At 45.2% G+C, this 14230-nt stretch carries 16 protein-coding genes; 4 read left to right on the top strand and 12 right to left on the bottom strand.

Going from position 1 to position 14230, the window contains the following annotated elements:
• The 5 genes from RTV33_RS02665 to RTV33_RS02645 form a co-directional block, all read right to left on the bottom strand.
• On the bottom strand, positions 1-491 hold a 491-nt coding region (locus tag RTV33_RS02665; protein ID WP_312641267.1), incomplete at its 3' end, for a PfkB family carbohydrate kinase.
• Positions 488-952, bottom strand: a complete 465-nt coding sequence (locus RTV33_RS02660; RefSeq protein ID WP_312641265.1) for a PTS sugar transporter subunit IIA — start codon at positions 950-952, stop codon at positions 488-490. The genes RTV33_RS02665 and RTV33_RS02660, both read right to left, overlap by 4 nt.
• Positions 953-960: 8 nt before the next feature.
• Positions 961-2994, bottom strand: coding sequence for a PRD domain-containing protein (locus RTV33_RS02655; RefSeq protein WP_312641263.1), 2034 nt, complete (start codon positions 2992-2994; stop codon positions 961-963).
• 52 nt (positions 2995-3046) lie between these two features.
• Positions 3047-3304, bottom strand: coding sequence for an HPr family phosphocarrier protein (locus RTV33_RS02650; RefSeq protein WP_312641261.1), 258 nt, complete (start codon positions 3302-3304; stop codon positions 3047-3049).
• Positions 3276-3554, bottom strand: coding sequence for a hypothetical protein (locus tag RTV33_RS02645; protein ID WP_396327207.1), 279 nt, complete (start codon positions 3552-3554; stop codon positions 3276-3278). Before RTV33_RS02645 ends, RTV33_RS02650 begins: the two co-directional genes overlap by 29 nt.
• On the opposite strand from RTV33_RS02645, the gene RTV33_RS02640 reads away from it, so the two are divergent.
• Entirely contained in the window at positions 3538-3975 is a 438-nt protein-coding gene (locus RTV33_RS02640) for a TlpA disulfide reductase family protein (RefSeq protein WP_312641259.1), read from the top strand. The genes RTV33_RS02645 and RTV33_RS02640 overlap by 17 nt on opposite strands.
• A 249-nt stretch (positions 3976-4224) precedes the next feature.
• Positions 4225-4599 carry a transposase gene (locus tag RTV33_RS15650; protein ID WP_396327211.1) on the top strand — a complete coding sequence of 125 codons (375 nt, stop codon included), beginning with the start codon at positions 4225-4227 and terminating at the stop codon, positions 4597-4599.
• Here RTV33_RS15650 and RTV33_RS02635 read toward each other — a convergent pair.
• The 7 genes from RTV33_RS02635 to RTV33_RS02605 form a co-directional block, all read right to left on the bottom strand.
• Positions 4596-5141, bottom strand: a complete 546-nt coding sequence (locus tag RTV33_RS02635; RefSeq protein WP_312641257.1) for a GNAT family N-acetyltransferase — start codon at positions 5139-5141, stop codon at positions 4596-4598. The genes RTV33_RS15650 and RTV33_RS02635 overlap by 4 nt on opposite strands.
• 188 nt (positions 5142-5329) lie before the next feature.
• Positions 5330-5956, bottom strand: a complete 627-nt coding sequence (locus RTV33_RS02630; protein WP_312641255.1) for a flavodoxin family protein — start codon at positions 5954-5956, stop codon at positions 5330-5332.
• A gap of 136 nt (positions 5957-6092) precedes the next feature.
• Positions 6093-6326 carry a hypothetical protein gene (locus RTV33_RS02625; RefSeq protein ID WP_312641253.1) on the bottom strand — a complete coding sequence of 78 codons (234 nt, stop codon included), beginning with the start codon at positions 6324-6326 and terminating at the stop codon, positions 6093-6095.
• A gap of 260 nt (positions 6327-6586) precedes the next feature.
• Entirely contained in the window at positions 6587-7417 is an 831-nt protein-coding gene (locus RTV33_RS02620; protein WP_312641251.1) for a carbohydrate ABC transporter permease, read from the bottom strand.
• A 13-nt stretch (positions 7418-7430) separates the two neighbouring features.
• Positions 7431-8324, bottom strand: a complete 894-nt coding sequence (locus RTV33_RS02615; RefSeq protein ID WP_312641249.1) for a sugar ABC transporter permease — start codon at positions 8322-8324, stop codon at positions 7431-7433.
• Positions 8325-8532: 208 nt separating this feature from the next.
• Entirely contained in the window at positions 8533-9861 is a 1329-nt protein-coding gene (locus RTV33_RS02610) for a sugar ABC transporter substrate-binding protein (RefSeq protein ID WP_312641247.1), read from the bottom strand.
• A gap of 33 nt (positions 9862-9894) precedes the next feature.
• Complete coding sequence (locus RTV33_RS02605) at positions 9895-12051, bottom strand: FAD-dependent oxidoreductase (RefSeq protein ID WP_312641245.1); 2157 nt, start codon at positions 12049-12051, stop codon at positions 9895-9897.
• 307 nt (positions 12052-12358) lie between these two features.
• Here RTV33_RS02605 and RTV33_RS02600 point away from each other — a divergent pair, with 307 nt between their 5' ends.
• Together RTV33_RS02600 and RTV33_RS02595 are read left to right on the top strand one after the other, a co-directional pair.
• Entirely contained in the window at positions 12359-13282 is a 924-nt protein-coding gene (locus RTV33_RS02600) for a helix-turn-helix domain-containing protein (protein WP_312641243.1), read from the top strand.
• Positions 13283-13628: 346 nt separating this feature from the next.
• On the top strand, positions 13629-14230 hold a 602-nt coding region (locus RTV33_RS02595), incomplete at its 3' end, for a hypothetical protein (RefSeq protein ID WP_312641241.1).

Genomic DNA, 14230 nt, shown 5'->3' with positions numbered 1-14230 from the left:
GCATCTACAAATACTTTAGCCCCTGTGCTGCGCAATTCTTGCGTTAATGTCTTGTACAGGCTACGGTCAGCATTTCTTGGCAAACTGCCGCTTAAAACATAAAGCGTATCCGGCGCTGAATAGCTAAGCAGCTTTCTACGAAGAGAGGTGTGCTCCGATTCCGTAACCTGCACCCCAGGTTCGTTCAGCTCGGTTACACCTTCAGCAGATACGACCTTTAAGTTGGTTCGGGTGGTGTCCTGCACCGATACAAAGCTATGTTGTATCTTCAGTTTCTCTAGCCTGTGCAGCAGTTCATCTCCACTGCTTCCGCCAACATAACCGGTAGCAATGCTTTGGCCACCCAAAGCAGAAATCATTTTGGAAACATTAATGCCCTTTCCACCGGCGTCAATAGTAACGTTACGCAGCCGGTTGAGCCCCCCCAGCAACAGCGAATCCACCTCGACGGTCTTATCCAGTGCTGGGTTCAGTGTTACAGTGATAATCATATGCTCTCACCCTCTGCCGTAAATATTTTGTAGATGGCTTGCGCGTCTCCGGCGTTCACCAACCGCACAACATCCTCTTCTTCCTCCAGCGTTTCCACAATATTTTCAAGAATGCTCAGGTGCTCATCCCCTTTTGCGGCAATACCAATCACAAGCTTAACGGGTACACCGTTCCAATCAATGCCATCGGGGTATGTGATGACCACAACCCCAGTGCACAAGATATGTTCTTTATATTCCTTTTCACCATGGGGGATGGCGATAAGGTTGCCAATGGCGGTAGAAAAAGCGGCGTCTCTTGCCAGCATCCCTTTGATGTATTCCTCTTTGACATAGCCGGCTTCTGCCAGCATACGGCCGCACCTGCGAATTGCCTCCTGGGGCATTTCGGGTTTAAGACCCAATTGTATGTTTTGCTGGCTTAATATCGGCTTTGGAGCCGAAGCATTGGTTGCTTGCATGAGAACACCTAACCTTTCAGTCTTTCTTCCATAAATCGCGAAATATAATCGTTCAAAATAGCTTCCAATCTGGTATATGCCACGGTACTATTTCCCGCAAGCACCGAGGCTAAAAAGCTTTCATCTTCAATTAGTGCACTGCTGATGCTGCCCATCATCTCTGACAGATTGTTTCCGGCATGTTTTGGAATCAGCATAACAATACAACTTGCCGAATTAAAAAAGTGTTTGTTTTTAAATAGATTGCCTTCTGGAACTACCAATGAGACCACCGGCGTGTTCACGCCTTCTGTTCTGCCGTGAAGCAAAACAATGCCCAAATCCGTAATAACTTGCGTAGAAAGTGCCTCGCGGGCCATCAGGCCATCATAAATTTGGTGTCCGCTCTCGGCATCCTTACCGAACCTGTACCCTACAAACTTTACAAGCTGCTCAAAGGTGCAATCGGCGTGAATGGAAAGAGTCGTAAACCCCTCTAACAATGCTCTCGCATTTTTTATGCATGAGTCTGCTTCCGTTAGTTTTGTTGTTAAAGTATTTGCAAAATTACTTTTTGGCTTTTCAACATGCACGAAAGCCTGCCTGTCAATTTCTTTTCGTACCTTGGTATAATCCTCCTCTTTTAATAGTGGGTTCACCAGCACCACTGTTCGATTAGAGGAGGGCAATGGAATAGTAGAAATGAGAAAATCGGCATGTTCCCAGTCAGTTTCACCATTCCAATCGCTTATAACGGCTTCCAGCTCTCCTTTAAAATGATGCCGCACCTGAGAAGCCATCATATACGCTACACCAATGCCGGCAACACAAACAATGCCGACATGTAATTTGCGCTTGCGAGTGGTGCGTTCGCCAATATGTAGCACAGCCGCCCCAAAATGGGCAGCCAATAGAGAAATTTCACTTTGCGGCACAATAAAACCAAATTCCTCGGTCAGAACCTTGGCTGCTCGACTGCATTTCAGATACAGCTCAGGATAATCCTGCATCAGTTGGTGGCCTAGCGGATCGGCTAATTCCAGCTGCCGCTGCAAACGAGCCACCGCACTCCACAGGTGCAGGCTAAGCCCCTGCACCAATTGATCGTTCATTTTGAGGGAGGCTGACATAGGCATATCAAAGCGTTCTATCATTCGAAACGCGATGCTTTGTATTCTGTTAAATGCGGCAGCCTCATTGCTGCCAAGCGGGCTTTGCTGCTTTGCGCGGGCAGCTTGCACCCCTCCGGCAATATATTCGCGTTCAACCTCAGGGAGCCGGATATCAAATATTTGTTCCAATTCTCCAGCCAATACAACCGCCATCTGCCGTGGAAATCCGGTTGAAAAATCGTAAGCATCGGATAAATGGTGGTGTGAGCGAAACCTATCAATTCCAACCATTAATAATAGTGCCAGCATATTTTGCGAGTCTTCGGTCATCCAATCCAGCTTCGGCGCCATCTTACCGCTAAGCAATTGTTCCACATTCTGCTGGATATCGGGCGGCGGGTATCCATATTCATACGACAGGCGGCGGGAGTGTTGCCCCGTTTGCATAATTTGAGCCACTAGCGCATAACGGATGTCTTCTTCCTTACCGCAAGCCACTACCCCCTGCCCGGGTTTGCGCTCAAGCGAAATACCGTATTTGATCATAACGGGTTCCAATACATCTAAATCATGGCTGATGGTTGCCTCGCTAACACCCAACAAATTTGAATAATAGTAAAGCTTTTGAATATCTGAACTGTTGAGAAGCAATAAAACCAAACATAGCCTGCGTTCTTCCTTATCGTTGGGGCGGTTTTTCTTGTTACCAGAAAGTTCGGCCGCCAGTTTCTCTTTCGCCTCAGAACTTCCCACAAGCTGTAAGCCCTCGCCAACTTTTGTGCCAATTTCCAGCTTGTAAGGGCGTAACAGGGTATCCACACTTTCAAACTCACGAAAAACAGTGCGCCTACTGATACCTAACGTTTTGGCAAGAGTGTCTACACTCACCGGTTGTTGCTGCTGCAATAGCAGCAGCAACAACCGGTTTAGCCTGGGGGATATTATTTTCATTTTACGCCCTCCCTTTTAGCCTTGTGCAGATACTAAGTACACAATAGATACCCTACAGGTTTTTGGTTAAAACCTCCTGCACTGCAGTTATTGCATCCTGTTCATCAATACCCTCGGCGCTGATGGTGATGGTTTCTCCCGAGCGAACGCCAAGCCCCATCAATGCAAACATTTTTTTTGCATCTACAGTCTTTTCGCCCCGTGTTACCTTAACATCGCAGGTAAACTGCTGCATCCGCTTTACCAAAATACCAGCGGGGCGCGCATGAAGGCCTGCTTCATCATTGATGGTGTAGTTGAACTTTATCATCGTAAGTCCCCCGTACTAAGTTTTCCACCAAGTCATTATACTCTGGTGCATTCAAAAAATCGGTGATGGAGATTATTTTTGCATTTGGTGCCGCCCGCCCTGCACGTTCGGCAAGCTCGGTATGGACAACAATAATCTGCGCATCGGCCGGTACTTCGCTTACAGGGGCGTGCACTACCTCAATGGTATTAAGCCCCGCAGCCTTTATTTTTTTACGTAGCTTGGTGGCGCCCATGGCACTGCTACCCATGCCTGCATCACAGGCAAACACCGTGAACAATGATATCTTCAAGAATTATGATGCCACTATTGTTAACTTCTGGACAAACGGCTGTGGAAGCTGTATCGCTGAGATGCCCGAGCTGGAGGAATATTATCAGCAGTTCAAAGATAAGAACATCAACCTAATTGCTGTTGCCGCCAGTGCCGGAGATTCAGATGAAATGAGAGCCGGAGCAGAAAAAATTTTAAAAGAAAAAGGTGTCACCTATACCAACATCATTCCCGATATCGAAAGCAGCTTTTATAAAGATTTTATCTGTGAGATTACCGGATTTCCTATTACCTATATTGTAGATAGCGACGGATATATGGTAGGCGCACCGCTCATTGGCGTAGTAAAAAAGCAAGAGGACAACCTGATGAAGCGGCTGAATGAGGTTACCAAATAAGGTGTTTGTGATGACTCAGATGCTCATTTTTCGCTCTTGTTAACACCAGAAACATTAAGAAAGGCACGAGCTTATTGATAAATGAGCTCTACCGTCCCAAACGGACCATGCCAAAAACCCCCTATCGTAGAATAGAAACTACGATAGGGGGTTTTTGTATGCCCAGTGAAAAAGGAACATTGGCCACACCACAATGTATCATCAAAGCACACGGTATCTGTCAGTCCTTCGTGACCTGTTTGATGGCAGATCGTTGTCTATCGAATCAGCACACTCCAAAACTGCAAGCTGGTGTTCGAAACTATTAAAGCGGCTATGAAAAAAGAAAAGGTCACCGCAGAGCTACAACTCCACAGTGACCAGGGGGTTCAATACACTTCTCAAGGATATTTGACCCTAGCTCAAAAATACGGCATTACGCCCTCAATGTCAAGGCGAGCAAACCCATATTACAATGCAATGGCTGAATGTTTCTTCGCAATGCTCAAAACGCAATGTATCTATTTATGCAAACCACAGACAGTTGCCGAAGCCGGATTCTTGTTTGCTCATAATCTCCATGAGGGAATTATGAGAAGTAGAACGACGACAATAGACAATCGTCCACCGTGCTTTTCTTTTTAAGAACCTGTCTTCCATATCTTAGGTATCATCGTAAAATTACTGTATCTCAAAAAGAATAAGGTGAATTCTCGTTTATCAAACTTTCCGTTCTTTATTATGATTTCTTGTTTTTGATTTCCCAGCTTCACTAGGTATCCTGTTTCCATATATCCGTTATTTGCATAAAATTTTCTGCGTCTTAATCTTTCTTCAAGGTCTTCTGCATCTTCATCGCATCTTTCAATGGATATAATAATTTTATTATCTGGATATAGCGATTGAATTTTGTCTAAAATACGGCTGCCATATCCCTTTGACCTAATGTTTTCCTCAACTGCAAAGAACATCACAAATGTTAGTTTTTTAATTGTAGCCATATAAACAAAGCCGCATATCGTATCTCCATCATAAAAAGAAATAAAATGGGTACTTTTCAAGTACGCCATTATAAGCATTAACACAAAGGGCATTCGATCTTCTTTAGGAAAAGAAGACTGATAAATTTCTTTTATTTTTTGTCTATTCTCGCTTGTTAAGGTAACATTCTCCATTCTTAATTCCATCTTTACCCCTACTATTGTATAAATAATTTGTTGTATGCTACTGTTGTGGCTAATAAACATCAGGCGAAATTGTGTGTGGCTACTTGTAATATGGATATTGCACAGCTGCCAAATTGGGCGCATTGGGGATAATGTTTCTAATTCCATCAATCAATTGGAAATACTACACCTATTCTGTTTTAAACTTACTATCTGATAAAGTTGGTTCTATAATTACTTTCACTTTCAGGTATACTTATACCTTGCTCTTTACCAACGGAAATACATTTGAGCAACCAAGCCATATTTCTTCCGAGATTCCTCATGGATTGCAATCCTTCTTCATCCTGCTTTACTTCATCCGGAGTATTGCCATGTACCATATTCCAGTAGCTTGAAGATACAACAGGCATCTCGGCAATTGTAAAATACTTGTTGAGAACATCAAGTGAGGCGGTTGTTCCGGCGCGTCTTGCTGAGGCAATTGCTGCCGCAGGTTTGTGAGAAAATACGCCTTTTGCCGCGTAAAATACTCTATCAAGTGCCGAAAGAATGCGTCCGCTTGGGTGGGAGTAATAAACAGGGGTGCCAAATATAAACCCGTCGGCTTTTTCAGCTTTTCTAATTATCTCGTTGATTGAATCATCATTGAAAACACAGGCATTATCCAGTACAGCGCATTTTCGACATCCGATACAGTCCCTGATTGGTTTGCTGCCAAGTTGAAAAATTTCAAATTCGATTTTTTGCTCATTTAGCACACTAGCAACTTCAGAAAGTGCAGTATACGTGCAACCTTTTTCATGATTGCTTCCGTTAATCAGCAATACTTTCATTTTGTATACCTCCACCATTAAATTTATTGAACAGAGAACTTAATTAAAGTCAAACATAATTTTAAAAATAAGTCAACTAAAAACAATGAGAAAATGAAATATGCAATGAGCTACGCATACGCTTTTTAGGGGCAACCTATTTTAACTGGATTTTCACAACGGTGTCCCGCTCATCCGGCAGGGCATAGGTTTCGTTCTCCTGCCTGCCCAGCACCACAAACGGGTACTGCGGATAGTTTGCAGCGGCCCAACCTTTTGCCAGCTGCAGCTCTACCCCGGTAGAAAGCAGCCTTCCACGGTCAGGGTTATCTTTACTCCTCACGTAAAGGTCGTAGGTTCCTGCAGAGGGCACGTTTAGTGTAAATTCCACCCACTGCCCCAGTTTTTGTGAAGTGCTGTTCTGCAAAAATACTATAATTCAGCTAACTTCCTAATTTTTTATATTATAATATTAATAATTTTGTATAATTTCCTTAATCAAACTGTTCGTTTTCTAGATTATTCTGCAAATACACTTTATCTAAATATTCTAGATATCTTCATGAAAAAAAGATCAGTTTTACGCCGATATTCGGCACAAAACTAATCTTTTTTGCAAATAATAGAAAATTTATTGTGTTTTGCTATTTCTTAACCTTTTACCGCACCGGCAGTAAGCCCTTGGATGAAATATCTCTGCAGAAAAATAAAGATAATAGTCACGGGAATAGATACTACAACAGCAGCTGCCATCATATTGGCCCAGTTGTTCTGAAACTCGCCCAGATAGGTGAGCACCAAGCCGGGAGCTAGGGTGCGCTTGCCGGGGTCTGTTACCAAAGTCAGTGAATAGAGCAAGTCATTCCAACTCCACACAAAGCCGTAGATAGCAATGGAAACCATGCCCGGTACGGCAAGCGGGAAGATAATCTGCGCCATGGTGCGCATATGCCCCGCGCCATCCACTTTGGCCGATTCGATCAGCGCATTCGGCAGCTGGTCGAAATACGATTTCATTGTCCATGTGCCTACAGGCAGGGTAAACACCACGTACGAAAGCACCAGCGACCAATAGTTGTCCAGCATCCCCATCTTCATCATCATCATATAGATGGAAAGCAGCAGGATCGCTTGCGGGAACGCCTGCGCCAGCATAAACACCGTCATAATGCTGCTTCTGCCGCGGTAACGGAATTTTGAAAAGCTGTAGCCGGCCAAAGCAGAAACCAATGTGGCCATAAAGCTGCTTAAAAACGAAACCACCAAGCTGTTCTTTAAGTATGTCAATATACGCATATCGGTGATGACATTCTTAAAATTATCCAGTGTCATAGGACCGGTGAAAAAGCTCAGTGTAAAAGTTTCAGCTGCCGGTTTTAATGCGGTGTTAATCAGCCACAGCAGCGGAAGGAACACAAAGCCGCCGATCAGCAGAATTGACAATGTTAGAAAAATACGAAATCCGATTGTTTTTTGAAACATCTGTGTCCCCCCCTTAATCCTCTTCTTTATTTTGTTTGCGAATATAAATGAAGCTAAAGCACGCCAGAAGAACGGTCCAAATGGTACCAACTGTAGCGGCCAGACCCATATCCCAGTTTTTGAACGCCGTGCGGTACACCTCAATGGATAAGGTTGTGGTAGCACGGGCAGGTCCGCCCTCTGCCATAACCCATGGCAGGTCGAAATGCTGCAGGTTGCCAATCGTGCCCAACAGCAGCACCAAGGTAACAATAGACTTCATCTCAGGCAGGACGATCTTGCGAAAAACAAGAAGGTTATTGGCGCCGTCAATGCGGGCTGCTTCAATTTGGTCAAAAGACACACCCTGCAGGCCGCCGATTAGAAACGCCATGTACCACGGCAGCATCTGCCAGCTTCTGGCTATAATTACAGCAAACATAGCGGTGCCCCTTTGGCCCATCCAGTTAATGTTCTGGTCAATCAGGTTTAGGTTGGTCAGCAGACCGTTGAGCACGCCGTACTCACCGTTAAAAATCCACATCCACAAAAAGCCAATGCAGGTGCCGGGAATAATCCAGTTTACCAGGGTTACTCCCCTTAAAAACTCAGAACCGCGAAACTTCTGGTTTAGCACAACGGCCCAAATAAAGCCAAAGACAAAAGGAATGAGTGTGGCAAAAAACACGAAAATAAAGGTGTTCTTGATTAAATCTAGAAAATAAGGGCCTGTTATAATTTTTATGTAGTTGTCCAGCCCTACAAATGTGCTCTCTGGTTTTAACATGCTTTTATTTGTAAAGCTCATAGCAACCGAATTGATGAACGGATACAGAATGATCGCCAAAAAGATTGCCAACCCGGGAAGAATTAAAAGTGCGCCAACCTGGCTGTCTTTCAATTTGCTCCCCATTTTGATTTGCCTCATTTAAAAACCCCCGCCTTTTTAAATTACCTTAAGCAATAAATCCCCTAATTTATACTGCTATTGCTTCCAAAGCAACCTGATTTGCAAACTGCTTTGGAAGGGGCCGGTACCAAGCCGGTACCGACCCGCCTGTACAAATCAAAAACGGGTATTTTAAAGCTGCGCCTTGTTCCACTCCTATATGGAGGTTGCCTGCGATAACAGTGCTTTACTCCACAGCACCGATTCTCGAAGCCATATCATCCAAAGCTTTTTTAGTCTCTTTTTGTTTCAGCAGAGCCGCCTGCAGCTCTTCGGTAATGATTGTTTTAATCTCGCTGTTCTTTGCGTTCAGCGCGGTTTCTTCCAGACGGCCGCTATTGGTAATTTCCATAAAGGCAGCAGCATAGGGGTCTTTCTGGATGGCGTCGCTGCCCAGAACAGATTTCAGAACCGGAGGCATGCCGTTGTTCTGGAAGTATTTCATAGAAACGTCTTCGCTGACCAGATGTTTTGCAAACTCTGCAGCCTGCTGCTGATTAACAGATTTTTTAAAGATAACCAGCATGTGCCCCCACATGGTGGATTGCGGTGTGTCTCCGGCTTTGAGCACAGGACGAAGCATTGGTTTGCACACATCATTTACTTTGGCAGCGTCAACGCCGTTGCCCACTGCAACACCTTTTGCTAAAACTGCATCATCGTAGAATGCCATTTTGCCCTGTGCAAACAGCTGACGGGAATCCATACGGCTGATGTTCATACGGATATAATTTTTGTCAAGCAAACCTTTGTACCAGTCAACAGTTTTTGCAGCAGCCTCATTGTTGATCGTAACACTGCCGTCGTTACCGTAGATACTGCCACCAAAAGTCCACAGCCACGGAGCAAAGTCGCCAGCTGCTGTAGCATCTTTGGTTGCTACACCGTAAGGGATGACATCTCCCCCCAACGCCGCAACATCGGCCAGACATTTTTCAAATTCGTCCACGGTGACCGGCGCCTTATCCCAACCGGCCTTTTTAAGAACCTCGGGGTTATACAACATGCCGATGGAAGCGATTGACCAGGGCATACCCAGTTGTTTGCCCTCGAAGTTGCCCACCGCCAACGAAGACGCATGGAAGTTCTCCTTCATAAAGTCTTCGCCCAGAACCTCATTAAGGTCTACCAGCACGTCGGCCGCTGCCAGAGAAGCAAACATGCTGATGTCCACCTGAGCAATATCCAGCTGTTCACTGCCTTGGTTGCGAATGAGGAGCTGCTGCAGTGTTTCGGCCCAAGGCCAGCCCACCCAGCTTACGGTTGTGCCTGTATTTTTTGCGTTGTAGCCGCCAACCATTGTGTCGGCAAAGATTGTTTTGCAGCTTTCTTCTTCGCCGGACCACCCAGCCCATACAATGTTTGCAGGCTCAGCGGGAGCTGACGCGCTTGCATCCGAGCTGCCCGGTGCAGCAGAGCTTGCAGGAGACTCTGCCGGTTTGCTGCCGCAGCCGGCCAGCGAGGTTGTTACCATTGCGGTACAAAGGATTGAAGCCAATAATCTTTTCATCTTCATTTTCTTACTCTCCTTTTCATTTGGTGCTTTACTTTAATACACTCTTATCTCAAACACTTCGGCGTTATCCCCACCGTATGTTGAAACAAACACAAACTTGAGCTCCGTGGTCTCAATAGCTTTCTCAAGGCGATGCACAGCCAGACGTCTCCAGTTATCCTTTTCGCTTGCTATTAACTTCCAATCGCCATTTTGTTTTGCGTAAATCTGATATTCGCGCACCAGCTGGCCTGGCATACCGTCGCGGGGTATAAACTTATGATCGGGCGCCCAATTCGCCGCACGGGAGCTGGGCAACTCTTTGGAAAGATCAGGGTTGAGATACAGCCTGATTTCATTTATCTTCTGGGGATTCTCCCAGCTAAGGGTAAGTTCCGGTTTGGCTTCGGCTCCCGAAATCCAAACATTTGGTTTGTTGTAAGGGCGATGAAAGCCGTTTATAATATTTTCCACCGCATACAGCTGCTTAGGCTCGAACCGAATACAGGGGTACCAATATTCGGCTTGATCCTGGTGTCCGCCTAAAATTCCCGTCAAGCCCTCCGCTGAGGTAGCGATCGACACATAATCCGTCGGCAGAAACTCCATTGTAAAGAAGCCATCCTCGTCATGACTGGGAATCGGCACCCGAACCCAGTTGGTACCTTCGGGCACATTTATTTCCATCGAACAAACTTTTGCTCCGTAGCAAAAACGGGAGGGCACACAGCTGATATAAAAGTTTACAGCAAGCACACAGCTCTGCTCAGCCGTCAACAGCAATTCAAAGCCCTCGTCGCTGCGGGGAACCACCAGAAAGCCGCCCTGCGCCAATGAGATACTGCCGCTTTGCTTTTCACACAAGCCCGATGCAACCGACGACGCCGTAACCTTTGCACTGCGCGCCAAATCGAGCGGATCGTTGTTTTTGCAGCCAAGCACCAGCATGTCGTCTTTCAGCAGGGTCTGGCGAATCGACTCAATCTCTTTATCCTCCAGCTCTGCCGGGGCTGATTCGAAGCCTATACAGGCGTGGGCGAGCGTACCGGCTGCCTGACCGGATAGCGCACAGGTATTCATGATACGAGTCGAGGCAAATGCGGCATGCGTCGTTCCGATGTCCCTGCCTGCAAACAGCAGGTTGCTTATCTTTTTGTTGTAAAGACAGCGCAGCGGAATGTCATAGATGCTTACGGCAATCTGGCTGCAGTTTTCTTCTTCCGTATAGATTCCCTCCGATGGGTGGAAATCTAAATACCAGCCGCCATAAAACGCCCCATCAGGGAACATGGTTCCGTTCATAACATCGTTTTGTGTCAATATGTAATCGGTAACCATACGCCGCGATTCTCTTTTGCCGGGGAGGCTCCCCACCCACTCCAACGTGAGGTGCTCAGAATCGAATCTGCCACTGTTCTTGATGTAGTTCCATACCCCGAATACCAAGCGCTTCAGCTCCAGCGAAATTTCCTGCGCGTCGGATATCGTATCCAAAATTCCTCCGTACTCAAACCACCAATAGTCGCAGCCGTTATAATTTTCACCTACCACACGGCCGCCCTTACCGAGAATGCCCTCAATATGCTTTTGGTCATAAGCAAACTCAGGTTTTACAAAATCCACCTTTTCCTCAACCTTTTTGCTGAAGAAGAATATGGTGTTGCCCAAGGTGCTTTTTTCTTCCTTTAAGGGGGCAAACCCCTCGTTGTATTCATCGCGGGCCTCTTTGCCTACTCGGTAGGGTACTCCGGCCAAAGCCCCAAGGGTAGCGTCGCCGGTACAGTCGATAAACATCTTACCATAAATTTCATAGTTTTGCTCGCTGGCCATTTGAAAACCGGAAGCAAATTCTATTGTATCTTCGTCTTTCACCTTTAAATTTGTGATATGGGTGTTCAGCAGTAAGGTGATGTTCTTCTCGCGAAGCACACCCTCCAGCAGAACCTCATCCCATAAAACCGGGTTGCCCGGTGTGTTGCTGTACAGGTTGCGAAGCTTAAAATCTCCCCAGCTTCCCATTTCTTCCGAAAAAATATTTCCTGCTCCGGTGGCGCCTCTAGTCCAAACCCGAATCTCACTGCTGGAGTTTCCGCCCAGAACAGGTCGGTCTCCTGCCAGCACCACTCTGGAGCCCAGCCGGGCTGCAGAAATTGCCGCACATATACCGGCCGGTCCTGCCCCAATCACCACTATATCTGCCTCTATCTTCAACTTTACAGCCTCCTTAAATGCTCTTTACAAAACTATTTGCCAAAACGATTACTTTTTAAAACAATCCAGATTTATTACAGAAAAATCCGAAGAATATTGTGTAATATTGATATTTTATCTAGTTATATCAGTTATAATCTGTATTTTTTGGCATTTTTTCTTGTTGTGCTTTCATATTAGCAAATAAAAAATTACTTTTCAAGAAATATCCTGCATATAATCTGGATTTTTCTGCTTTAATCCTTGACAGTCACATTCAAATGCGTTACTCTTAAAAAACAATCTGCTAATGTTAGGAGAGAGGCTTATGGCTAACAAATTTGCAAAAATTGGTGAATATCTTACCTTTGTGCAGGAGCGTTTTAACGTACAGGTCTGCATCAAAGACTTCTGCGGCTTTATCCCCATCAACAAAGAGCTGGACACGGTGCTTCGCCCTTTTCTGGCCCACACCAACCCTTATTGCATGTACATAAAGCAGGATCGTGAGAAATATTTTGACTGCCTTTCGATGATTCGTAAAATGCACAACAAATGCGAGCAGTTAGAAACACATTTCTTTGGCATGTGCCATGGCGGCCTTGGCGAATACGTGGTGCCTATTGTTAGCGAGGGCACTTTGCTCGGCTCTATCAACGTCGGTTTTTTCCCGGTTGGAGATAAGCGCTCGCTGTTTCGCATCCGAAAGGTGTGTAAGTCTTCTCATATTCTTGATACCGACACTGCAATCCAACTTTTCGAGCAGCATGTCTCTGCCCCCACCATCACCCCAGATTCTCTTATCCCCATGATGGAGGTGATCTCGGAGTATCTTTCACTTACTTACACGAACCTCCAGGCCACCCACACGGCGCCCAACTTGGGAAAAAAGCGCTACAACTCCAGTGAAGACACGATTATCTCCCATGCTCTTGAGTTTATTCGGCAAAATTATAACGCTAAAATCGGCGTTCAGGAAATTTCAAACTTCTGCCACTGCAGCGATTCTTATATCAGCCATATCTTCAAAAAGCGCACCGGAGTAAATATCAACACCTATATCAATAAAATAAGGGTTGAATTTTCAAAAAATTATCTCATCACAACCTCAGATTCCATTGCCGATATCACCATCAATGTAGGCTTCAACGATCCCAATTATTTTTCCCGCGTATTTACTGATTTGATCGGTATTCCACCTACAGAGTTCCGGCGGCGGTTTCGAGAAGACGCACCTTCTCAACCATTGTAAATAAAAAATGTCCCCTGTAAAATAATTCTTCTGGAATATTTTGCAGGGGACATTTTTATGCATGATTCTCCAGATGATTAGAGAAATAGGACAAATGAATACTGTTCTTTTGGACAAATGCTCCAATCAAAAAAGCAATTGTGCAGAATACTAAAGAAATTTTGCATAATTATTAAGGACTATTTTAATTTCTCTGTTATGATTAATAAAAAGCAAATAAAATGTGCTATATTTTATTCATTTTAATTTGTCTTTTTAGATGTTTTGTATTAAAGTCTGGATAATTCTGTTTTTTACTTAATTTTCAGATTTATCCAGACAAAACAATTTTTGAGAGGTGTTATGATTGAGAAAATTACGGCATTCGATTTCTGCGTTTATCTTGGCTGTAGCCTTGCTTTTGCAAAGCTTATACCTGCCAATATTCGCCCAAGGGCGGACAACCGTAACCGACAACAATGGTACGGTAACCATTGCAACACAGAACTACACCGTAAGGGTAGCCAAAAATGGGTTCCGCTACGGCTTTTATCGCCCTGACGGCTCTGCCATTGCAGATATGCACCCCGTTTCGGGAATTCGCTTTGGCAAAGCTGGCGGCACCCTGTATGATGCAAAGGGCAGCACATACATCGGCCTCACCGGTGATATTGCCAGCTTTGAAGTGACCAACACCAATGGCACTAAGGCAGATGTGCAAATTGAACTTTTTGAACATTATGTCCGCTTTGCCATTGCACCGCAAAAGGGTACTACCGCCTTACTGGAAAGCACCCTGCCCAAAACGATGGTGCTGGGGGATTTTATACAGAACATTTCTGTACCCTCTGACGAGGCAGCGAATAAAGATGCAGCAATCTCATCCTCTGCTGAAGGCGATGAAAGCATCGACTCGGGTGCTGGCACATCGGAAGCAATCACCGTGCCAAACAGCGAGATCATTGCCCC

This window comes from Hydrogenoanaerobacterium sp. (assembly GCF_032017025.1).
Lineage (GTDB): Bacteria > Bacillota > Clostridia > Oscillospirales > Ruminococcaceae > Hydrogenoanaerobacterium.
The sequence above is the reverse complement of the archived record's forward strand: the minus strand, read 5'-3'. Positions and strand labels throughout refer to the sequence as shown.

Bases quoted from the DNA above. Each gene is read 5' to 3' on its own strand.
- RTV33_RS02660 (WP_312641265.1), bottom strand. From the start codon at position 952: ATGCAAGCAACCAATGCTTCGGCTCCAAAGCCGATATTAAGCCAGCAA.
- RTV33_RS02655 (WP_312641263.1), bottom strand. From the start codon at position 2,994: ATGAAAATAATATCCCCCAGGCTAAACCGGTTGTTGCTGCTGCTATTG.
- RTV33_RS02650 (WP_312641261.1), bottom strand. From the start codon at position 3,304: ATGATAAAGTTCAACTACACCATCAATGATGAAGCAGGCCTTCATGCG.
- RTV33_RS02640 (WP_312641259.1), top strand. From the start codon at position 3,538: ATGGCACTGCTACCCATGCCTGCATCACAGGCAAACACCGTGAACAAT.
- RTV33_RS02645 (WP_396327207.1), bottom strand. From the start codon at position 3,554: ATGGGTAGCAGTGCCATGGGCGCCACCAAGCTACGTAAAAAAATAAAG.
- RTV33_RS02635 (WP_312641257.1), bottom strand. From the start codon at position 5,141: ATGGAATTAAGAATGGAGAATGTTACCTTAACAAGCGAGAATAGACAA.
- RTV33_RS02630 (WP_312641255.1), bottom strand. From the start codon at position 5,956: ATGAAAGTATTGCTGATTAACGGAAGCAATCATGAAAAAGGTTGCACG.
- RTV33_RS02620 (WP_312641251.1), bottom strand. From the start codon at position 7,417: ATGTTTCAAAAAACAATCGGATTTCGTATTTTTCTAACATTGTCAATT.
- RTV33_RS02615 (WP_312641249.1), bottom strand. From the start codon at position 8,324: ATGAGGCAAATCAAAATGGGGAGCAAATTGAAAGACAGCCAGGTTGGC.
- RTV33_RS02610 (WP_312641247.1), bottom strand. From the start codon at position 9,861: ATGAAGATGAAAAGATTATTGGCTTCAATCCTTTGTACCGCAATGGTA.
- RTV33_RS02600 (WP_312641243.1), top strand. From the start codon at position 12,359: ATGGCTAACAAATTTGCAAAAATTGGTGAATATCTTACCTTTGTGCAG.